Here is a 21044-nt window from a genome sequence, read left to right on the forward strand (position 1 = left end):
TTTTTCGCATGTATTTCTTTGCTTCTGGCACATACCTAATCCATAATTCTCCCCTCCCTCGCATGTATTTTACACGTTGCTCCTCATATATTTCCTATGCATGTATAATTTTCACAAACTAACCTCTAAAAAAATAATGTTATTAAAGTAATAATTGAAATAAATATCTTGAAATATCCGACACAGAACTGTGTCATTAAATGGTTAAAAGAAAAAATGATCTTTGAATTAATTTTTTGAATTATTATTCTGCGTTACTATTCTGCGTTATTGTGTAAAAAAATGGGGAAGTACAAGTACTTCCCCAGAATAAAAGCTATATACTATCTATCAAAAATTACTCAATGATAGTAGCTACACAACTGTTAATATCACAATTTGTATTGTTCGGAATATTTTTAGTGATGTTGTATTTCATAAGATGTTACATTTTGTGATTATTATATCTATTTCGAAAGTTTTTCAAGTCCAAAATAAGCCCATGGATTTTTTACCTCCAATTCAAATGAAAGGACTGATAACAATGAAATTAATACACACAGAATATAACCCGATGCATAACAGCATCGACATTAACCACTATAACGGCTACATCCTCCGGATTGATTGCAATCAGGCTGAATCCGGGATACGAACTACTCCTAATTCCCAGAGGTGTCTGAACGCTCTGGCAATTGATAATCCGTTAGAATATGCCCGGCTTGCGCTGGATGGCGAGATGCAGGCATGGGTGGATGCAGAGGATAGTTTGGAGCCTTTTTAAATTTATCGACTCAATTTATCTCTCTACATATAATTACAACAGATGGCTCATGCGAGCCATCCGCTACTTTTTCATTCATTACCTCTTTCTTACTTGCCACCTTTATAATCCATATAAGCACGATTATCTTTATCTGTATACACGTTACTTATATTATCGTTTTTATCCTTATCATATGAAAGATGTCGGTTTTCTGTTGTGCTATAAACTGAAACATGCATTGTTCCATCTGCTTTCGTTTTTTCACTAATTCCACCGCCACTTGATAAAATAGATTTCGTAGCAACATCAAGATTAATTGTACCTGGATTGTAGTTCTTTGCCATGCTATCCGCTCCTTTTTATAAATTTTAAAATGATATTACTATACTGGCATAAATAAATTTTACACCAAATATACTCACACAATTGGATGCTTTCTATAATCAATCGTATCTATTCCATATACTTCAGTACCGATACACTCAAACAAATCCGGATCAAACAAAGCTAAATTATACCCTCCGCTATGCATTACGCTTTTATATTCTATACCAGCATATTCCGCTTTACCATCACGAATAATACTTTTGACAAAATCAGTAATATATTGAGTCGGGACATAATCTAAGGCACTATCACTCCTTCTCATGATTTTGCCCATCTCGTCATTTATCTTGTTTAAATGTTCTTTATTAATCGCATATTCCAAACAATCCAATCCTTCTATAAATGGACTAATTTGATTGATTTTCTTTAAATCAACAACAATAATATCTTCTTTCAATCTAAATTTTCCAACCGTTACATAATCATATGCACCAGCTCTAGCTTCATATATTGTAGTCTCAGCAGTATCACCCAAATATAAACACCTAATGCCTCTTGCATTTGCTCTACCATCTGTTGTCTTATCAATTGGCGGTGCCCCCATTTCTTCAATAGGAATTCCTTCTTCTGTTGAAATTCTACATCTATAGAATACTTCTCCTGCTTTATACGGCTTGCGAATATATGAGCAAAAACGTTCCAATAAATCTAAATCTACATAATGAGTATGGAAACGATTCTTCGTTTTTAACGCTTCCACAAAATCATCCCATGAATTTGTGGTCAACAAGGAATGTTTTGATAAATACTCATGGTCATATAATTCTTGAATCCCAACCGGCTGGTCAAACAACTCAGCATTGTATTCATACTTTTCCTTACATATTGCAGTAATTATGTTATATACATCTGCTTTGCTTTTTTTATTAAATATATTCCAGTTGTGAATTAACTCACTCTTCAGCAAGCTAGTATCTGATTTCGGATATGACTCGGGCAACAATGAAATCGGTGTATATATGCTTAATAATTCATCAAATATCATACTCAAATCTTCATATTTATCCGTATCATATATATGTACATTTTTGCTTTTACATAGTGGGCAATCCCCAATCTCTGCTTTATTTCGAATAACAGAGATAACTTCTGTATCGCAAAAACATCTTTCGCAAATTATCATAAGCTACTCCTTATCCAAATATTTTCCTATCAGCTCTAAGTGATGCATAATAGATAGCTTCTTCACGGTTCCCAGTCCCGGATATGCTTCTCGGCGATACAAATCCTCAAACTCTTTCATTGCCACCGTATCAAGTTTCTTTTCTGCATTCCATTCTACCAATTTCGACAAGGCTTCTTGAAATTTTCCCGCAGGGTCACTTATGTCATCATTCGAGTCAGACACAAAATGCTTTACACGCAAACTTTCATCTGTATCAAAATAAACAATATGTATTGCAACTGCATATGGTGCAAAGCCGGTTTCATTATATTCCTCACCAACTACAGAATAATCCGCAAATCCCACATATCCATCTTCTGAATAATACAAATGATCTTCTGAAAATGGCTCATCGTCAATTTCTATATAATCATTGTTTCTTTCCTGTTTATTAAACTTATCCGCTAATAGCACTCTATTTTTTCTTACTTTCCTTCTAAAGCCACTTTCATCAGGGATTAAATTAAATTTAACATCTGTCTCTGAAAAGTATGATTCATAAATAGGAACTGCATCTTTATCAACACAAATGGTTCCCATATTATCTGCATGTCTTTCAATAAACTTCTCCGGTTTTGAATTCGCCCTTAGTAAATTCATATAGAGAATGTTGCTATTTTCTTTTAAGCATGCAGACAAACTTTCCTTTAACTTCTGATTTTTCTCTTCTTTGACATCACTACTAAAACTACCCACATTAGGATTAGTAATGATGGCAAGTTGTTTACTATTTTCCCCATATGCTTCTATTGTCTTAACCAGTGTGGAAGATAATTTTACAGGTTCAATAATTGGTGTGATTCTATTACTCAAAACACCTTTCTCCACCAATTCACGCAATGCAATCAATTCAAATTGTCGTCCTCTTAAATAAGGGAAATACATGTCTACGCACCTCCATATTGACGTTCTAAAAACACTTCAAGTTTCTGATAATCATCATATGTCAATTCCATGAAATACGCCAAAAACTTTAATTCGTATGGAATCTTAACAAACTCTTCTTTCTCTAGTTGCATTCTCTTTTTTAATATTCTCAAAACACATAAATATGACTGTTCTATTGGTATCTGTAAAAACATTTTTTTACAAGCAGCATAATATTTGAACTGTGTAACTTCCGGTAAATATCCATACCACTGAGCAATTATATCTTCATATTCACTTTTTCTTAGCAACTTGAAAATAATATCCTTGTCTAAATCGCTTATGTGCCTTTGCGGTTTCCGAACCGTACCCAACTTCCCATTTTTTCTTAGCACATAAATACCAACAGGTTTATCTATACCATCCAGCACCCTTTGTAACTGTTGCAGATTTTTCTCATAAGTTACTACAGCCACATGATCAAATGCCTTATAATAGTCATCTATCTGAGAACTTAGTCTCTCCAAGTTATCAAGTTCTGTTTTGATCTCATATACAACAGCTTTACCATTTATCAAAACAAAATCTGCTTTAGATTTTGCTATCGCAACTTCTGTCAACGCAGTTGTCGTATTAACACTATGCACACCTAGAAGCAACTTATTAAGTAAAGTATTTTTATAAAAATACTCATTACGGTAATTATTCTTCAATTCACAATAAATTTCACTTATTAATTCTCGGTTATTCTTTTGGTCAGCATTACTTGTATATCGTCTAACTACTAATGAATATACATTATCAATTTTCCCATCTATAAAGTGGCGAAGCATATTGCGGGTAAATATTCTATTTAAATTACTCATTTTATTCGTTTCCATCAGCTTCGCCTCCTTCCTGTACCTGATTATTAAATGATATTTTACCATACTTCTTTATGAATTCACAGATATTCTTTTAATGTTTCTGCCAGACGAATGTTTCTGCCAGAAAGTTTCCAGCATTCACATTCCATAATATTAAAATTATTACTGCCTATCAGAAAAATAGAATCATCCCTGCCATAAATCCAAACATAATTTCAAATATAATTAACTCGACAACATATTTTATTTTTTCTACCCTGTTTCCTTTAGTACCATAATTACTAGGTGCCATAAATATAGCCCATAGCATTATACCCAGCAGAAACAATAAAACAAATATTTTATTAATAATCTCCTGTATCCCATAATTTAAATTAGCATACCATACTTTGACACACTCAATTAATTCATCCACTAGAATCGTTAAATTATTTCCTAGCCATATCGTTACAAACATAATTACTACTGTCACAAATATGTAGAAAAAAAATTTAATTATCCTCTTTTTCTCACCATTTTTCCACTTGAAGATTATAAGTTTTATACTTTTTTTTAATCCGTCTAAAAATTGTATCCTGAATTTCTTACATCCATCTTTCGCTCTGCTATATTCCCTGAGGATTTCATCCCTACGCTCATAAACTCTTTCTGAATGTGGTTCCACCAATTTTGCAGGTATATTCTTCATCCATTCATATATTGTAGGAATTGTAAATACAGCACTAAAGAATAAAATAAGCATATCCTCTAATCCAATCTGTGTCATATCTTTCCAATAATGATTTATTCTTATGCAAACAACAACCAACCAGACAAATGATATGAATACACTCAAAATTGCTTTTCTTCTTTGTCTTATCTTCTTTTCACATTTTCCATATACAAACAATGCATACGCAACAAATAAGCCTATTACGAGGGCCATCATTAAAGTATCAGCCGATAATATCTCTAACGCTTCCATCAGCGATGTCATTCCCCATAACACTCCAATAAACAGCAACAGAAAATGTATTACTTCAGCTAGCAATATAAACTTGTACCTTTTTACTTGCGGTTTGTTATTTTTATATTCATCGATGTATAATGCCCCTAACAAGAAATAATCTTCTATTTTCTTCTCTTCTTTTCTGTTTGATATAACAAAATAAACCAAAGGTCCAACAACAAAGAATGACACTAATCTCATCACAATACCAATATCAACACTTTCACTCCCATTAATTACCACAATAAGAAAAGATAAGAATAATACAGGTAACACTGATATTACTACACAATACATACATTCTAGAATTATGTGCACAATTTTATTTTTAGACTTCCAAACAGATAATACTGCCGACATATATATAACAATTTTCAATGTCCAATTTAATATACTATTATCCATTATTCTCACCCACTTTGCTTGTACATTAATGAGAGCTACTTACCTTTTTCTATGTAATCCTCCCATGTTTCTCCTATTACGTTTTAATTCTCTATCCCCCATACGGATAATAATGCTCTGCCTTCGACTGAAACTCCCTTAAATCGTAAATCTTCATATCCGCATCAAACCCAGCAATGGTGACTCCATCAAAACCATCCACATTTCCCTCGTAGTCACACTTAAAATACCATTCCACAACGGCTGTATTCACGGAAACAATCACACGCTTTATATCCCACTGCAAAACAGTACCTTTTCGGTTCCAATCCCCAAACCATCTGATTATCTGTCCGATGCCTTTATACACTGGACCATAACACTCACTGTAAATAATATCCTCGCTAAAAATCTCCTTTACAGCATTAATATCTTTATCCAGCCAGCATTGAAAATATTTTCTTATAACATCTTCCATTCTGAACTTACCCCTTCATTCGCTTGATCGTTTCATCCACAGAAATACACTCCGCATATCTGCTCTTCCACATAAACTCGTTATAATACTTATAACTCTGCTCCCCTGTCATAAAAGCATTATCAAATGTAGAATTTGCATTCTCCGGTACAATCATTTTAAAACTATGCTCAAAACCACACTTAATTGTTGCATCAATACAGTAATCGGTCTGCAATCCAACAACAGCTACTGTGTGGACATTCTTTTCCGCCAAATACTCCAACAGCCCCGTCCCCTTAAAAGAACTATTTACCGTTTTATCGAAAATCTTCTCACTCGGCTGTGGACCAAAACCTTCATATATCTCAAAACCCGGTGTTCCCTTTGTCAATTCCGCACCAGCTCCATCATCGTGTCTTACATAAATAACCTCAACATTATTCTCTCTGGCTGCAGCAATTAACGATTTAACAGCACATTCGAACGCATTGAAATTATATAAATCAGGTGTCGTTATTAATTTCTGTGTATCGACTACTAAAAGTACCATTTACGCTCTCCTCATCATAAATATTTCTCTATCACGCTCTGCTCCACAACCCTTTTTCCAAGCAGCGTCATAGCTTGCTTCGGGCAATTATTAATGCACCTATAACACATAGTACACCGGTTATTCTGTACCACTTTCTTATCGACAATCTTGATATTATTCATAGGACATAACTTTTCACACTTGCCACAACCTATGCACTTATCTTCATCTACACGCAATTTATCAGAATAATTCTTTGTCTTATGTCCAAAATACAGTCTTTGTCCAAAGATACCCGCCATGCGATATAATACACCAATTCCCTCCTGGGTTGGTTTCCCTGATTTCAAAAGCTGAACCGACTTGTTAATCTTCTGCTCCGCTTTCTTCACAAGCTCCTTATTCTTTTCCAACGGACGCTTCAACACTTTTTCATCACCTATGCTATCCGGCATTTTTAGATGCAAACCACCTAGTATTTCTGCTCCGTATTTCTGCAAAAGTCGCCCAAGAATGCCTGCACCATCACCACTAAACAATCCCATCGTGGCAATAACAAAAACCTTATTACTCTCCCACAGTTCTTTATTTTCAATTATAAAATCACGCAGTATTTTCGGCACAGTACTATATTGCACCGGACAGGCAAATACAAGCATTTCTTCGTTTTTCACAACCCGGGTAATATTATCGTCTTCTAATGAAAATTCTTTAGTCGCTTCATCATATTCCTTGCAAAACAATTCTGCTGAATATCTGGAATTGCCGGTGCCACTAAAATATATTCCAACCATTTATATCACAAACTTTCCATTTTATATCGTAGTTTTCTTCTATATTTCATACTTTTTAATTATATCATCTACAAAACACAACTACAACTAACAAAAACAGCCTCGCCACACTGTAACGAAGCTGTTCTCTTCATCTTTTACTCAACCATCTGCAAATAAATCCACATTGCGGGTTGATTTTCTTTTATCCAATCCATATCATGTTGTTCCAATACCTGCACTGCACCCTTTGCCCATTCATCAAAGTACTTTTGTCCGGTTTCTGCATATAATCGAAGCTTTGCTTCCGGTGCCAAATCATCTAAAAGTATCCTCATCAATTGACCACGCAATCCGTTCTGCTCTCCTTCCATAAATTTATTAAAGATATAGTTTAAACTGTATTGTCCATAATACGTAAGCTCTCTATATTCCAGAGAATGTGCATCAATATAATCTGCCGGATTCGATGAGGTTGCCGGAGATGATTCAATTGTATCAAATAATTCGTCTATAACGGCTTCTGTATCTATCTGATAATACTGAACCGCTCTACTATAACACTCTTGTATTTGAGCCACCACATATTTCTGCGTATCCAGAGCATCTTCTTCAATTTCATCCGGAAATTTGTCCCTAATATCCGATACATAATAACTTCCATCTCCGGGAACCCAAAAATCAGTCACCGTATATGTGTTATCTGCCACTTCAAAAGTAATGGCCACCGGCATATGGCTTCCACCGACTTGATTTAACTTACCTTCCGAATAAGAAAATGACTGTTCCAATGCCATTCCGTATACCGTTATCAACTCTTTCGACACATTCCCACCAGCAATAGACACTCCGCATAATTCCTCCCTATGCAACTCTACAAAGCTGGCACAATGATAGGCACCAACCGGATAATCGAATGCAGTATGTTCAACAATAGCGTTTAATATGGCTGTATCTAAGGAATCCGTCTTGTCCACTATATTTTCAACTTCCGGCGTTTCCGACCTATCAATTTCCACTGCGCCCTCACTTGTCTGAAAATCTATCTTCATTACATAGAATCCGGATTTTCCACGAACATAAATGGAATAGATTGCTTCATCACGTTCATCGCCTCGAACAGAAACCTCCAACTCAAACTTTCCCTGTGGATTACATTCCAGCTCATAAGTTTCTCTTTCTACAATTACTTCTTCCGATGTGTATTTATGATACTCCTCATTAACAACCAAAATATCCGTATCTGTACCACCATCCACTGTAAATATCAGCTTACCGGAATTATTTATAGGATTGGAATATAAATCATCATACTCCCCTTCATAGCTACTTGAATAATAGGCAGGCTCAATATAAGCATTGTAATCTGCACTAACGGCATTGCAACTTAAAATATCTGTACGTTCCAATCTAAACAGGAAACGGATGTGTGAGCCTTCCTCCAATATATTCGTACTATTATCTATATCATATCCGTAAGTCAGATATACACTGCCATCTTGGTTCTGCAGAAAATAGTAAAAACTATTATCCGCATTTATCCGCCATGCCTTATTTATTTCACTTCTGAATTTGGACCAGGTATCATTTGAAATAGTGAACCCTGTCATATTAAAATGGTTATCAAAATTTTCAGCTGTAATCTCTACCTCTTCAAAATCCCCCAACTGTTGCACCCACTCCGTTGTACTCTTATCATCCAATACATCTCCGGATACAAACATAGCATAATCTGAAGTAAACTGATATCTGGGCGCTGTTTCCGGTGTGATTGCGGAGGAATAACGGGCATCTATGAAGAAAATCTTTTCCACCCTGTAGCTATGACCAAAAGGTTCCGATGCATGCAAAGGTTCTTCCTTGGGATTGGATACACATATCACAATTCCTAAAATGCATATCACAATTGCCCCTATGGTAACCCAAAAAGTAGGTTTCTTCCACGCTGCCAAGTTTTTGATGCGTCCTTTGGTATCCACCTCACCAAATGCAAGTGGCATTCCAAACATAATAGCATTATTTGTTGCTAAATTCAGTAAAGAAGCAGAATAATCTGCTCGTACATCTTCCCCAAGTTTTTTGACAACCGCCTCATCACAACTCATTTCCATGTCCTTGCTAAATAATAGAAAGGCCAGCCAAACAAGTGGATTAAACCAATGGATGCAAAGGGCTACATAGGCAAGTAACTTAAAAATATGGTCCCCTCTGCGAATATGATATTGCTCATGTTTTAGAATATACTCCTGTTCCTGTTCGCTTAATGAAGATAACAAATAAATATGCGGTCTGAATATGCCAAGAACAAAAGGAGTGGTAATGTAATCCGCAACATAAATATTATCCTTTACCCGTACAGCTCCAACCAGACTCTTTCGTAACTTAACATAAGAAATCATGCTAACGCCTATCATAGCCACGATTCCAGCCAGCCATATATAGGTTGCAATGCTGACAGGTGCCTCCAAAGGGTCTGCCACAAGTTGTTCCTCTCCTTGCGGCAACACATTATTTATCATATTATCCAATACTGGAACGGGTAATGTCACTTCAGGCTTCCCTGTATGAACAATATTAGTCGGAATATATGTAATCTGACTCACACTATCAGTTGTTTCCACAATTGGGGTATCAAATAACCTCAATAACGACAATGGTGTATTTATGGTGATAGGACAAAGCAAACGAAACAATACTACCGACCATAACATATAGGAATATACCTTGGGCGCCCGTTTCAACAACACTCTGAGTATAATCACCGTAACAATGATAACGCTTGCTGTAAGACTCATATTCAAAATCTTCGGTAATAATTCATACCAATCCATCCACTCACCTCCTCATACTATCTATCACCTTTTTCAATTCTTCCACTTCCTTATCCGATAACTTTTTTCTGGAACCGAATGCAGTCAAAAAAGCCGGTAACGAACCTTCAAAAGTATCATTCACAAACTTTTCACTTTGGAGAGCATAAAACTCTTCTCTACTGATTAAGGAAGTAATAATTCGGTCCTTGTTTTGAAAAATTCCTCTTTCACATAACCTTTTTAAAATGGTTAAAGTAGTCGTCCGCTTCCAATTCAATTCAGCTTCCGCGAGTTTCTCCAATTCTACTGGTCGCAATGGTTCATTATTCCATATGATATCTGCAAACTTGGACTCTACTGCTCCTAATCTTATTTCACTCATATGATCCCCCTTTTGTCTACTGTGTGTAGTCGTTTGTGTATAGTCTACTATCAGTAGTCATTTTTGTCAACCAATTTTTACTTGAAGATACAACCACTTTATATGTAACATTCTATATGCGTGTTTCCTCGATGAATGCGGCATTCGCCGCATTCTCATAAGCATAAAAAAGCCCAGAAGCAAGCAAGCTTGCTCTGGACTTTTTTACACTTATTTAATGCTTCTCATTGCTAACGCACAATTACTCAATGATGGTAGCAACTCTACCAGAACCAACGGTTCTACCACCCTCACGGATAGCGAAGGTAAGACCCTGCTCCATAGCGATAGGATGGATCAGTTCGATGGTCATCTCTACGTTATCACCAGGCATGCACATCTCAACACCAGCGGGCAATTCGCAAACGCCGGTAACGTCGGTGGTTCTGAAGTAGAACTGAGGACGATAGTTGTTGAAGAAAGGAGTATGACGTCCACCTTCATCCTTGGTCAGAACGTAAACCTGAGCGGTAAACTTTCTGTGGCAGGTAACAGTACCGGGCTTAGCCAGAACCTGTCCTCTTTCGATTTCAGTTCTCTGGATACCACGAAGCAGAGCACCGATGTTATCACCAGCCTGTGCCTCATCCAGCATCTTACGGAACATTTCGATACCGGTTACAACAGTCTTCTTGGTCTCTTCCTTGATACCAACAATTTCAACTTCATCATTCAGATGCAGAACACCACGCTCTACACGACCGGTAGCAACGGTACCACGACCGGTAATGGTGAATACGTCCTCGACGGGCATCAGGAAAGGCTTATCAGTATCACGCTGAGGATCAGGGATATAAGAATCTACAGTATCCATCAGTTCCATGATCTTGTCGCCCCACTCGCTGCTGGGATCTTCCAGAGCCTTCAGAGCGGAACCCTTGATGATAGGGCAGTCATTGAAGTCGTACTCTTCCAGCTGCTCGGTTACTTCCATCTCAACCAGCTCGATCAGCTCGGGATCGTCAACCATATCACACTTGTTCAGGAATACGATGATGTAAGGAACGCCTACCTGACGGGACAGAAGGATGTGCTCCTTGGTCTGAGCCATAACACCATCAGTAGCAGCTACAACGAGGATAGCACCATCCATCTGTGCAGCACCGGTGATCATGTTCTTAACGTAGTCAGCATGGCCCGGGCAGTCAACGTGTGCATAGTGTCTCTTCTCGGTCTGGTACTCGATGTGAGCGGTAGAAATGGTGATACCACGCTCTCTCTCTTCGGGAGCCTTATCGATGTTATCGAAGTCAACCTTCTCGTTACCGGGTACTCTCTCGGAAAGAACCTTGGAGATTGCAGCGGTCAGAGTGGTTTTACCATGGTCAACGTGACCGATGGTACCAATGTTACAATGGGGCTTTGTTCTGTCAAATTTAGCTTTAGCCATTATTTAAGTCCTCCTTAAAATAATTAAACTGTTTATATTTTTCTACTCGCCGAAGTGGCGAACGCGCACTCGGCGCTTTTTAACTCGGCTACCTCTGATTATATTAAATAATCAGAGGTTTTTCAAGTTATTTTTATTGTTTTAATGCTTATTTCGCCTTTGCAGCAAGAACCTTTTCCTGAACGTTCTTAGGAACGGGCTCATACTTTTCGAAGAACATGGAGTAGTTACCACGACCCTGGGTCTTGGAACGCAGGTCTGTGGAGTAACCGAACATCTCAGCAAGGGGAACGAAAGCCTTAACCATCTTACCACCGCCGATGTCTTCCATACCTTCTACACGACCACGACGGGAGTTCAGGTCACCGATTACATCGCCCATGTATTCCTCGGGCATGGTAACCTCAACCTTCATGATCGGCTCAAGCAGTACAGGAGCTGCCTTCTGCATTGCTTCCTTGAATGCCATGGAACCTGCAATGTGGAATGCCATCTCGGAGGAATCGACCTCATGATAGGATCCATCATATACGTTCGCATGAACACCCAGTACAGGGAATCCACCCAAGATACCAGCCTGAGCTGCTTCCTGGATACCTTCACCTACTGCGGGGATGTATTCCTTAGGAATGGAACCACCAACTACAGTAGATTCGAATAACAGGGTAGGAGGATCGTTGATCAGAATGTTTGCCTTAGGATCAAATTCAAACTTCTCACAGTTAGCCTCCAGGGGCTCAAACTTAACTTTACAATGTCCATACTGTCCACGACCACCGGACTGCTTAGCATACTTGGAATCCACTTCGACAGCCTTGGTAAACGCTTCCTTATAAGCAACCTGAGGAGCACCTACGTTAGCTTCTACATGGAACTCACGAAGCAGACGGTCAACGATGATCTCCAGATGCAACTCACCCATACCGGCGATGATGGTCTGACCGGTTTCCTGATTGGTATGAGCACGGAAAGTAGGATCTTCTTCTGCCAGTTTTGCAAGAGCTTCACCCATCTTGCCCTGACCGGCTTTGGTCTTAGGCTCGATAGCCAGCTCGATAACGGGCTCAGGGAACTCCATGGACTCCAGGATTACAGGATGCTGCTCATCACAGATGGTATCACCGGTAGTGGTGAACTTGAAACCAACTGCTGCTGCGATGTCACCGGAGTAAACCTTTTCCAGCTCTGCACGCTTGTTCGCATGCATCTGCAGGATACGTCCTACACGTTCCTTCTTGTCCTTAGTAGCATTGAGTACATAAGAACCGGAATTCAAAGTACCGGAATATACACGGAAGTAAGCAAGCTTACCTACGAACGGGTCAGTCATGATCTTGAATGCAAGTGCAGCGAAAGGCTCTTCATCGGAAGACTTTCTCTCTACTTCATTACCGTCAAGGTCAACACCCTTAATAGCCGGTACATCCAGAGGAGAAGGCATATACTCGATAATAGCATCCAGAAGCTTCTGAACACCCTTATTTCTGTAAGCAGTACCGCAGCATACGGGAACGGCTCTGCACTCACAGGTAGCTTTTCTCAAAGCAGCCTTCATCTCTTCAACGGAAGGAATTTCACCTTCCAGATACATCATTGTCAGATCATCATCCAGCTCACAAACCTTTTCAATGAGCTCGTCATGATATAAAGCAGCCTCATCAGCCATATCTCCAAGATCATCGGTAACAGTGATGTCATCACCCTTATCATCGTTGTAGATGTAAGCCTTCATCTCGAACAGATCGATGATTCCCTTGAATTCATCTTCCTTACCGATAGGCAACTGAAGGCAGATAGCATTCTTACCAAGTCTGGTACGGATCTGATCTACTGCTGCGTAGAAGTTAGCACCCAGGATATCCATCTTGTTGATGAATGCCATACGAGGTACATTGTAGGTGTCAGCCTGACGCCATACGTTCTCAGACTGAGGCTCTACACCACCCTTTGCACAGAAGACGCCGACAGCGCCATCCAGTACACGAAGGGAACGCTCAACCTCAACGGTGAAGTCTACGTGACCCGGGGTATCAATGATGTTGATACGATGCTCCAAAGCACCGGGCATGGGTTTGGTCTCTTTTTCAAGAGTCCAGTGACAGGTAGTAGCTGCAGATGTAATGGTGATACCTCTCTCCTGCTCCTGAGCCATCCAGTCCATGGTAGCAGTACCTTCGTGAGTATCACCGATCTTATAGTTAACACCTGTGTAATACAGGATACGCTCGGTAGTAGTGGTCTTACCGGCATCGATATGAGCCATAATTCCGATATTTCTAGTTCTCTCTAACGGATATTCTCTTCCAGCCAAGTTTTTTCCCTCCTACTAGAATCTGTAATGAGCAAAAGCCTTGTTTGCCTCTGCCATCTTGTGCATGTCTTCTTTTCTCTTAACTGCAGATCCGGTATTGTTGGCTGCGTCAAGAATTTCGTTAGCAAGTCTGTCTTCCATGGTCTTCTCACTTCTCTTACGAGAGAACATGGTCAACCAACGAAGGCCCAGAGCCTGACGTCTCTCAGGTCTGACTTCGATAGGTACCTGATAGGTAGCACCACCGATACGTCTTGCTTTTACTTCCAGAACAGGCATGATGTTGTTCATAGCCTCTTCGAATACTTCCAGAGCAGGCTTGCCGCTCTTCTCTTCAACCTTAGCAAATGCTCCGTATACGATCTTCTGGGCTACACCCTTCTTGCCATCCAGCATGATGTTGTTGACAAGCTTGGTAACCACTTTGTTGTTGTATAAAGGATCTGCTAATACATCTCTTTTCTGAATATGTCCTTTACGTGGCACGGTTCTTCCCTCCTTAACAAATTGTTCTCGTGAGATACGTTATCTCGGTTTTCTGCGAAAACCTCGATGTCGGCTGTTCGCCGACCAATCCCTCCATAAAAAGTTCGCTCGTAAGCAAGCTTACGCTCTCTTTTCATGTCGGTCTTGCCTTCTCACTAGTTGCGTTAAATCATCGGTACTCACATGTGTTTCCCCAAGTGTTCGCGCTGTTATATCTGTATCACAGAATTCCAACACTTTTCTTAGTTTCGTTTTTGTGGTACAAAGATGTCTCTCTGACATCTCCAAAAATCCTTGCGGATTTTCATCGGACTTATCATCCGACGTTCAAAACGCCCCGGATACTACTTATTTCTTAGCATCCTTAGGTCTCTTAGCGCCGTACTTGGAACGAGCCTGTTTTCTGTTAGCGACACCGGCAGTATCAAGGGTACCACGGATGATGTGGTATCTGGTACCGGGCAGGTCCTTAACACGACCACCACGGATCAAAACAACGCTGTGCTCCTGCAGATTGTGACCTTCACCGGGAATGTAGCTGGTAACTTCAATTCCGTTGGAAAGACGTACTCTGGCGATCTTTCTAAGAGCAGAGTTAGGCTTTTTAGGAGTTGCTGTCTTAACAGCGGTACATACACCACGCTTCTGGGGAGCAGAAACGTCTGTTGCTTTCTTGTGAAGAGAGTTGTAACCCTTCTGGAGAGCAGGTGCAGTAGACTTCTTAACAGAAGTCTGACGTCCTTTTCTTACTAACTGGTTAAATGTTGGCATTCTGTTTCACCTCTTTCTTAATAGTATAATAGACGCACCTTTTCTGGCACGCTTTAACAGTATACTTGTTCCGACTTCCGTTGTCAACAGGTTTTTCGTGAAATTTACAGGGTTTTTCATGACTTTTTCATATATTATAAGTCGAGTAGGCTGGCTCCTACTCGATTTGTATACTTTGTACACCATCTCGCTTAAAAGCTCGATGATGTACATTCGCCAAAATGGGAGCCGTACCGTTTCCGATACCGCTCCCTGAAGTATTTCCCGTTATTTTCCTGCTTACACAAAATCTGTTTACAGGATTTCTTTCAGATATCTCTCTAACGCATCCTGCCAGGAAGGAAGCCTTACGAATCCGTTCTCTGTCAGCTTGGCTTTGCTCATGCGGCTGTTCTCCGGTCGCTTGGCTTTCGTCGGATACTCGGAAGCCGGTACAGGAGCCACATCCACTTTCATGCCAGCCTGGCGGAATATCTCGCAGGCAAATTCATACCAGTTACAGATACCTTCGTTGGTAGCATGATAGATACCGTATTTATCCGTCAGGACCATATCCACCAGAAGTCTTGCCAGATCATAAGTATAGGTAGGAGATCCGAACTGGTCATTCACCACTGTGAGATGATCATGGGTCTTGCCCAGATTCAGCATGGTCTTGATGAAGTTCTTGCCGTTGACTCCGAATACCCAGGAGATTCTTACGATAAAATATTTCTCCAGTGTATTCTGTACTGCCAGTTCTCCTTCGTATTTGGTCTGTCCGTATACATTCAGCGGATGACGCTCGTCCTCTGGCTCCCAGGGTCTGGTGCCCTCGCCGTCAAACACATAATCGGTACTGATATAGACCATCTTGCAGTCCAGCTTCTTGCAGACATTCGCAATGTTCTGTGTGCCGTCCGCATTGACCTTACGGCAGATTTCCACGTTATCCTCCGCTGCATCCACTGCGGTATAGGCTGCACAGTGTACCACAGCGTCCGGTGCCGCCTCTCCAATCACCTTTTCCACGCTGGCCGCATCTGTGATATCCATCTCCTGAATATCCACGCCGACAGCCTCAATTCCGCGCTTTGTCAACTCATTTACCACATCATATCCCAACTGGCCTTTTACGCCTGTTACCAAGACTTTCATAGATTGCCTTCCTTTTCTTTCCTATGCTTGTGGCGCGGGTCTCTGAACCGGCCACATACATGATTATAACATTCCCGGCAGACATCAGCAACGAAATACTTCACTTTTATAAATCTGGTGTAAAAGATCCGGGGATGATCCCCGGATCTTTCTGATTAAATTTAAACAGTCATATAGCTTTGCGCTGCCCGCCGGATATCCTCGACAATTCCTTCTGCCTTTTTATCCTCCAGTTCGGTTACCTGCTTTCTAAGTTTCCACCAGTTCCAGCCGGGATGTGCATTTTCCTGCAATTCTATGATTCTTTTCTGGTATTTTCTGCATAATATAAAATAAATCACCAAGAGTAATAAAACACCAATGCCCAGCATTCCGGCTACTGTGTCACCGTAATATCCACTCTTTGCTGCCTGTGCAAGCGGTGTCGCTTCATCTTCAATTTGTACGATTCGATAACCTGTCAAAATCACAGGTATGGAATATAACATGCCGCTCATCTCGACCGCCTCCGTTATTTCTTAGTCTCTATCTATAAAGACTACTTATCCATGAAAAACGGCTCACATTTTTCGATATTTTTTTCAGGAATTCCTACCGGTCTGCTTCCGGAAATTTTTATCGCATAAATTTACTTTTTATGGGAAATCCGATATAATGGTGATATAGATTTTCACACGGCTATTTGTGCTGCAGGCGTCACAAAGCAGCCCTTATCGCAGAATCAAATTTGAAATTTGATTCGCGATTTCTCCGACGGAAGGAATCGTCTGCAGAATGGAGATTATTATGAAAAAAAGTTTCATACGACATATTTTTGCTGTAAGTATATTGTCCTGTTGTCTGTTATTCGGAGGATGCAGTCAGAATTCTGACGGAGAGGATACATCCTCCGCCACGACTGCTTCCACCTCCCCGTCTGAGACTGTTGCCGCCCTGCCTGCCGATGTTTCCCCGGATTCCGAGTCGTCTGCCATAGAATCCACTTCGGAGGATACCAGGGCACTCACCCTGTCGGTAGTCAATATGTGTGGCATCGAAGTCGGTATGGTAGCGGTCATTGATCCCGTGACCGGGGAACAGGTAAATCTGGATTCCCTGTCGGATCAGGAATCGATCTCTATGGAAGCAGACTGGCCCTCCTCTGTCAATGAGTTCCAATGGGCTCTCTACAATACTGACGGTGAATTATGCGTTGAGGGGACAACCGATATCAGCAGTGCCCAGGCCACAGTGACTCTTCTTCTGACCGGAGACGGTGATCTGGAAAAAGTTGAAGAGCTCTTCGAGTAATCCGCTTTCCAAGGTCTAAAAAACGACATCCACCGGGAAAATCCCGATGGATGTCGTTTTTGTTATCTTTTATTCTTCGATATCTCCTGCATTTTCTGCCTGAGCCTTCAGCTTCTTCTCATTGTGCTTCTTGTACATTTCATATCCGGTTGCACCGAGGATCAGAATGATCAGCCACCACCACCAGGACATCTTTGCATGTTCGCTTTCCACAGCTACATCTGCCAGGGGAACAGCCTCTTCTTCGATATTTACGGCTTCCTTGGTCTCTTCCTTATCGGAACCTGCCTGAACGGTTTCCTGTGTATTTGCAGGAGCTGCTTCTGCAAGAGGCGCTGCTTCGTCAGCGATCTGTACAACGGGTGCTGCTGCCTGGTTCTGTGCAACTACGGTTGCCTGTGCTGCGGGTGCTGCTGCCAGTGCAACAGGTGTAACAACTATTGCTGCCTCTCCGGCGCCGCCTTCCTCTGTATCACCGGCACCTCCGATCTCACCTTCTCCACCTGCAGGTGTTCCGGGTGTAGGTGCAGGAGTCAGACGCTCGATCACCTTATCCAGCTCTCCGCCTGCCTCATCCAGGCTGCCCAGAATCTCCTTCAGAGTATCTTCTGCATCCTTTTTGTTCTGTTCAGCCACGGCCAGCTTTCCTTCCAGTTCCTTCAGAGCTCCAAGGTTACTGGTTCTGTTACTCTTCAGAGCTTCGATCTCTGCCTTCAGTTCCTCTACCTTGCCCTGTGCTGCTACCACATCTTTCTGTGCGTCCTGTGCATTCTGTAACAGCTTCTGATACTTTTCGGTCAGAGCCTTGGCATCATCTACAAATTTACGATATGCTTCATCCTTCTGGGTCAGTTTGATGTTGCCCTGAATGTAATTCAGGTTCTGGATAATCTGGCCGGTCAGCACTTCTGCATTTTCATAAGTCTCAGTTCTGACAGCAGTATTGGTTGTGGTCTCTCCGGTTTTCTCCAAATAATCAATCTCATAGGAATAGCTGGTATGAGCAATGGTATCGGTATCTGTAGTCTTCACATTGTACACACCGGTTGCGCCACTTGCTTTTGCCTGTGCCAGTGCTGCATCCTGTACCGCATTCTGTGCCTCCTCAGCAGAGGTCTTCTCATCGGTCTTAACGCTGACACCTGCCACATAGCGGATGGTTGCCTTGCCGAACTTCCAGTCATCCCAGTTGGCACTTACAAAAATACCACCGTCTGCCTCGACTGCCTTTCTGGCTGCATCTTCCAGCTTCTTGTTCGTAGCTTCTCCCTTACCAAACAGGGCTTTGATATCATTCCAAAGAGAACCGAAGGTACTCTGATCGACAGTTTTCTTGGTAACCTTTGCGTAGGTTGCGGATACAGTGCCGGATACGAGGAAGTCGGAATCATCATACCAGTGATCTTCTGTATAGCCGGTTACCTTAAGATCACTGCTTACACCGATCAGGTATAAGTCGTCATCATCGTTAATCTTATTGCTTAACGCCTTCTCCTGCTCTTTCGTAACCTTTGCTACTGCTTCTTCCTCTGTTCTTACACCATAATCCGTCTTTTTATCTGTATGCTTCCATTCAACCTCTTCATCCTTCACATTCACAGTCTTCGTAAAGGTAGGAATGTAGGTTCCGTTACCGGTATAAGTATAATCCGTTTTTTCTGTTCCTGTAACGGTTACATCCTTGCCGGCAGCGTCCTTCAAATCCTTTTCCTTTGCAGCAGCTGCAGCATCTCTCTCTGCCTCTGTCTGATACTGTTCGGTAGAAGTGAATTTTGCATCGGTATAGGTGATGGTGGTCACATCAGCGGTCACGGTCTTGATCAGGTTGCCGTTCTCATCCAGTTTCCAGGATTCCTTCTCGGTAGCCTCATTTACATCAGTATCAACCTCGCCGTTTTCGGTCTTCTGGTTATTGTCAGAAATAATGATACTCTCGGTTCCGTCGTTCTTGATCACTTTCTTTCCATCTACTGCAATAATGGTTCCGTCTTTCAGACCTTTTTCCACTTCGGAAACAGTGATAGTATCCCCATTTTCCTTCACATACTGATCCGGATTGGTCTCCTGCGCCGTCTTCCAGTTTACTTCCTCAATTCGCTTCTCAAAGATCACGATATTGTCCTTGGAAGTCTGTTTGTCATCCATCACATAGTTGTAAAACTTTGTCTGCTTATTACCATTCTCATCGGTATAGGTTACTTCAAAATAATTCTTGGTATTATTGTCTTCACCCTGTCTGCGGACAACCTTAATATCATCGGCAGTGATCTTCTGTACCTCGGGCAGATAGTAGTTCTGCATAATGGAAATGAAAAGCTTATCCTCATTTTTCCAGTTAAGTCCCTGATCTCCCTGTGTCAGAGCTTCCTTATCTGCAATATCCATGGCACCTGCTGCGGAGGTATCCACTGCGCTCTTGGCAGCTTCCAGAGCCTTTGCCAGTGCTTCTGCATTTTTCTGTGCTGCCGCAAGTTCCTCTGCTGCTGCCACAGCGTTAGCATCCGCACTGTTTATAGCAGCCTCATAAGCCTTTTCATAATCTGCCACCTTCTGTGCTGCCTCTTCATAAGCTGCCTTGGCGGTATTGTACTCCCCGAGCTTTGCATCAAAATCTGCCTGTGCCTGATCCACGGTAGTCTTTACTTCTTCATAGGCAGCATTGGCATCGGTGATAGAAGCAGCATCCTTGATATTCTCGATCTGTCCATTTACCTTATCCTGGGAAGCCTGCATGGCATCCTTTGCTTCTGCCGCAGTCTGTCCTGCATTTGCCGCAGCATCAGCTGCCTTATTCAGTTCTGCGTCGGACAGCTTGTCATTGGCTTCCGCAACCCCCAGCGCAGTATCTGCATTCTCTACGGCAGACTCTGCATCCTTCAGGGATGAACCGTCTTCAACAGTCTTATCCTCTACTTTGGCATTGGCATCCAGAATGTCCTGAGACAGATCCTTTCCCTCGGCATCCTTCACATCTCCGGCTGCCACCTTGTCAACCACTTCCGCCTTCACATCAGCGGCACTCTTTTCGGCGCCCTCTACAGCCTTGTCGGCATCTTTTGCGGCTGCTTCCGCCTGATCGCATACACCGGCTTCCGGTGTCACTGTAATGTTCTTATCCTCGTTTCCTTCGGAAGAATTCCCCTCTCCTTCTGCTGCCAGTGCAGTCAACGGTGAAGATGCCATCAGCATTGCGGAAATGCCGATCGCCATAGCACGAATCACTTTTTCGTTCTTACTGTTTTTTCTCATATGATTTTT

Annotated in this window: 19 protein-coding genes; 2 read left to right on the plus strand and 17 right to left on the minus strand. The window is 41.3% G+C overall.

Annotated features, from left to right (window positions below; all coding sequences use genetic code 11):
• The first annotated feature begins 523 nt into the window (after positions 1 to 523).
• A complete protein-coding gene (locus DWZ61_RS09480) occupies positions 524 to 763 on the plus strand; it encodes a DUF6061 family protein (RefSeq protein WP_118538310.1) in 240 nt (79 codons plus the stop codon).
• 89 nt (positions 764 to 852) lie between these two features.
• On the opposite strand, the gene DWZ61_RS09485 is transcribed toward DWZ61_RS09480, so the two are convergent.
• The 16 genes from DWZ61_RS09485 to DWZ61_RS09560 all read right to left on the minus strand — a co-directional run bounded on the left by DWZ61_RS09485 (position 853) and on the right by DWZ61_RS09560 (position 16993).
• Complete coding sequence (locus DWZ61_RS09485) at positions 853 to 1089, minus strand: hypothetical protein (RefSeq protein WP_118538212.1); 237 nt, start codon at positions 1087 to 1089, stop codon at positions 853 to 855.
• Positions 1090 to 1163: 74 nt separating this feature from the next.
• Positions 1164 to 2255 carry an RES family NAD+ phosphorylase gene (locus DWZ61_RS09490; RefSeq protein WP_118538214.1) on the minus strand — a complete coding sequence of 364 codons (1092 nt, stop codon included), beginning with the start codon at positions 2253 to 2255 and terminating at the stop codon, positions 1164 to 1166.
• Between the two features lie 3 nt (positions 2256 to 2258).
• Positions 2259 to 3182 carry a sce7725 family protein gene (locus DWZ61_RS09495; protein ID WP_118538216.1) on the minus strand — a complete coding sequence of 308 codons (924 nt, stop codon included), beginning with the start codon at positions 3180 to 3182 and terminating at the stop codon, positions 2259 to 2261.
• 2 nt (positions 3183 to 3184) lie between these two features.
• Positions 3185 to 4045 (minus strand): sce7726 family protein, encoded by an 861-nt coding sequence (locus DWZ61_RS09500; protein WP_147354709.1) that lies wholly within the window; start codon positions 4043 to 4045, stop codon positions 3185 to 3187.
• 157 nt (positions 4046 to 4202) lie between these two features.
• On the minus strand, positions 4203 to 5423 hold the full coding sequence (locus DWZ61_RS09505; RefSeq protein WP_118538220.1) for a hypothetical protein: 1221 nt from the start codon (positions 5421 to 5423) through the stop codon (positions 4203 to 4205).
• A 91-nt stretch (positions 5424 to 5514) separates the two neighbouring features.
• Complete coding sequence (locus DWZ61_RS09510) at positions 5515 to 5880, minus strand: nuclear transport factor 2 family protein (RefSeq protein ID WP_118538222.1); 366 nt, start codon at positions 5878 to 5880, stop codon at positions 5515 to 5517.
• A gap of 7 nt (positions 5881 to 5887) precedes the next feature.
• Positions 5888 to 6412 (minus strand): cysteine hydrolase family protein, encoded by a 525-nt coding sequence (locus tag DWZ61_RS09515; protein ID WP_118538224.1) that lies wholly within the window; start codon positions 6410 to 6412, stop codon positions 5888 to 5890.
• A 14-nt stretch (positions 6413 to 6426) separates the two neighbouring features.
• Complete coding sequence (locus tag DWZ61_RS09520) at positions 6427 to 7188, minus strand: EFR1 family ferrodoxin (protein ID WP_118538226.1); 762 nt, start codon at positions 7186 to 7188, stop codon at positions 6427 to 6429.
• 137 nt (positions 7189 to 7325) lie between these two features.
• Entirely contained in the window at positions 7326 to 9998 is a 2673-nt protein-coding gene (locus DWZ61_RS09525) for a M56 family metallopeptidase (RefSeq protein WP_118538228.1), read from the minus strand.
• A gap of 4 nt (positions 9999 to 10002) precedes the next feature.
• Positions 10003 to 10362: a BlaI/MecI/CopY family transcriptional regulator gene (locus DWZ61_RS09530; protein WP_118538230.1), complete on the minus strand. Its 360-nt coding sequence runs from the start codon at positions 10360 to 10362 to the stop codon at positions 10003 to 10005.
• Between the two features lie 241 nt (positions 10363 to 10603).
• Positions 10604 to 11791: an elongation factor Tu gene (gene tuf, locus DWZ61_RS09535; protein ID WP_117465564.1), complete on the minus strand. Its 1188-nt coding sequence runs from the start codon at positions 11789 to 11791 to the stop codon at positions 10604 to 10606.
• Between the two features lie 148 nt (positions 11792 to 11939).
• Positions 11940 to 14102: an elongation factor G gene (gene fusA / locus DWZ61_RS09540; protein WP_118503895.1), complete on the minus strand. Its 2163-nt coding sequence runs from the start codon at positions 14100 to 14102 to the stop codon at positions 11940 to 11942.
• Between the two features lie 15 nt (positions 14103 to 14117).
• A complete protein-coding gene (gene rpsG, locus DWZ61_RS09545; protein WP_118545676.1) occupies positions 14118 to 14588 on the minus strand; it encodes a 30S ribosomal protein S7 in 471 nt (156 codons plus the stop codon).
• A 348-nt stretch (positions 14589 to 14936) separates the two neighbouring features.
• Positions 14937 to 15359: a 30S ribosomal protein S12 gene (gene rpsL / locus DWZ61_RS09550; RefSeq protein ID WP_022153693.1), complete on the minus strand. Its 423-nt coding sequence runs from the start codon at positions 15357 to 15359 to the stop codon at positions 14937 to 14939.
• 294 nt (positions 15360 to 15653) lie between these two features.
• The gene (gene rfbD / locus DWZ61_RS09555) at positions 15654 to 16496 is read right to left on the minus strand and encodes a dTDP-4-dehydrorhamnose reductase (protein WP_118503894.1); all 843 of its coding nucleotides are present in this window, start codon (positions 16494 to 16496) and stop codon (positions 15654 to 15656) included.
• Between the two features lie 161 nt (positions 16497 to 16657).
• Complete coding sequence (locus tag DWZ61_RS09560; RefSeq protein WP_117465569.1) at positions 16658 to 16993, minus strand: hypothetical protein; 336 nt, start codon at positions 16991 to 16993, stop codon at positions 16658 to 16660.
• Positions 16994 to 17282: 289 nt separating this feature from the next.
• Here DWZ61_RS09560 and DWZ61_RS09565 point away from each other — a divergent pair, with 289 nt between their 5' ends.
• Complete coding sequence (locus DWZ61_RS09565; RefSeq protein ID WP_147354710.1) at positions 17283 to 17786, plus strand: hypothetical protein; 504 nt, start codon at positions 17283 to 17285, stop codon at positions 17784 to 17786.
• A 69-nt stretch (positions 17787 to 17855) separates the two neighbouring features.
• Here DWZ61_RS09565 and DWZ61_RS09570 read toward each other — a convergent pair whose 3' ends face one another.
• Positions 17856 to 21035: a hypothetical protein gene (locus DWZ61_RS09570; protein WP_118538234.1), complete on the minus strand. Its 3180-nt coding sequence runs from the start codon at positions 21033 to 21035 to the stop codon at positions 17856 to 17858.
• Positions 21036 to 21044: the final 9 nt, after the last annotated feature.

It is taken from the genome of Clostridium sp. AF34-10BH (genome assembly GCF_003478095.1).
In the GTDB taxonomy this organism is placed as follows: domain Bacteria; phylum Bacillota; class Clostridia; order Lachnospirales; family Lachnospiraceae; genus Acetatifactor; species Acetatifactor acetigignens.

Excerpts from the sequence above, each read along its gene's own strand:
- DWZ61_RS09500 (WP_147354709.1), bottom strand. The coding sequence starts at position 4,045 with ATGGAAACGAATAAAATGAGTAATTTAAATAGAATATTTACCCGCAAT.
- DWZ61_RS09565 (WP_147354710.1), top strand. The coding sequence starts at position 17,283 with ATGAAAAAAAGTTTCATACGACATATTTTTGCTGTAAGTATATTGTCC.
- DWZ61_RS09560 (WP_117465569.1), bottom strand. The coding sequence starts at position 16,993 with ATGAGCGGCATGTTATATTCCATACCTGTGATTTTGACAGGTTATCGA.
- DWZ61_RS09515 (WP_118538224.1), bottom strand. The coding sequence starts at position 6,412 with ATGGTACTTTTAGTAGTCGATACACAGAAATTAATAACGACACCTGAT.
- DWZ61_RS09490 (WP_118538214.1), bottom strand. The coding sequence starts at position 2,255 with ATGATAATTTGCGAAAGATGTTTTTGCGATACAGAAGTTATCTCTGTT.
- DWZ61_RS09495 (WP_118538216.1), bottom strand. The coding sequence starts at position 3,182 with ATGTATTTCCCTTATTTAAGAGGACGACAATTTGAATTGATTGCATTG.
- DWZ61_RS09530 (WP_118538230.1), bottom strand. The coding sequence starts at position 10,362 with ATGAGTGAAATAAGATTAGGAGCAGTAGAGTCCAAGTTTGCAGATATC.
- tuf (WP_117465564.1), bottom strand. The coding sequence starts at position 11,791 with ATGGCTAAAGCTAAATTTGACAGAACAAAGCCCCATTGTAACATTGGT.
- DWZ61_RS09525 (WP_118538228.1), bottom strand. The coding sequence starts at position 9,998 with ATGGATTGGTATGAATTATTACCGAAGATTTTGAATATGAGTCTTACA.
- rpsL (WP_022153693.1), bottom strand. The coding sequence starts at position 15,359 with ATGCCAACATTTAACCAGTTAGTAAGAAAAGGACGTCAGACTTCTGTT.
- DWZ61_RS09505 (WP_118538220.1), bottom strand. The coding sequence starts at position 5,423 with ATGGATAATAGTATATTAAATTGGACATTGAAAATTGTTATATATATG.
- DWZ61_RS09485 (WP_118538212.1), bottom strand. The coding sequence starts at position 1,089 with ATGGCAAAGAACTACAATCCAGGTACAATTAATCTTGATGTTGCTACG.
- rfbD (WP_118503894.1), bottom strand. The coding sequence starts at position 16,496 with ATGAAAGTCTTGGTAACAGGCGTAAAAGGCCAGTTGGGATATGATGTG.
- DWZ61_RS09480 (WP_118538310.1), top strand. The coding sequence starts at position 524 with ATGAAATTAATACACACAGAATATAACCCGATGCATAACAGCATCGAC.
- DWZ61_RS09510 (WP_118538222.1), bottom strand. The coding sequence starts at position 5,880 with ATGGAAGATGTTATAAGAAAATATTTTCAATGCTGGCTGGATAAAGAT.
- DWZ61_RS09570 (WP_118538234.1), bottom strand. The coding sequence starts at position 21,035 with ATGAGAAAAAACAGTAAGAACGAAAAAGTGATTCGTGCTATGGCGATC.
- DWZ61_RS09520 (WP_118538226.1), bottom strand. The coding sequence starts at position 7,188 with ATGGTTGGAATATATTTTAGTGGCACCGGCAATTCCAGATATTCAGCA.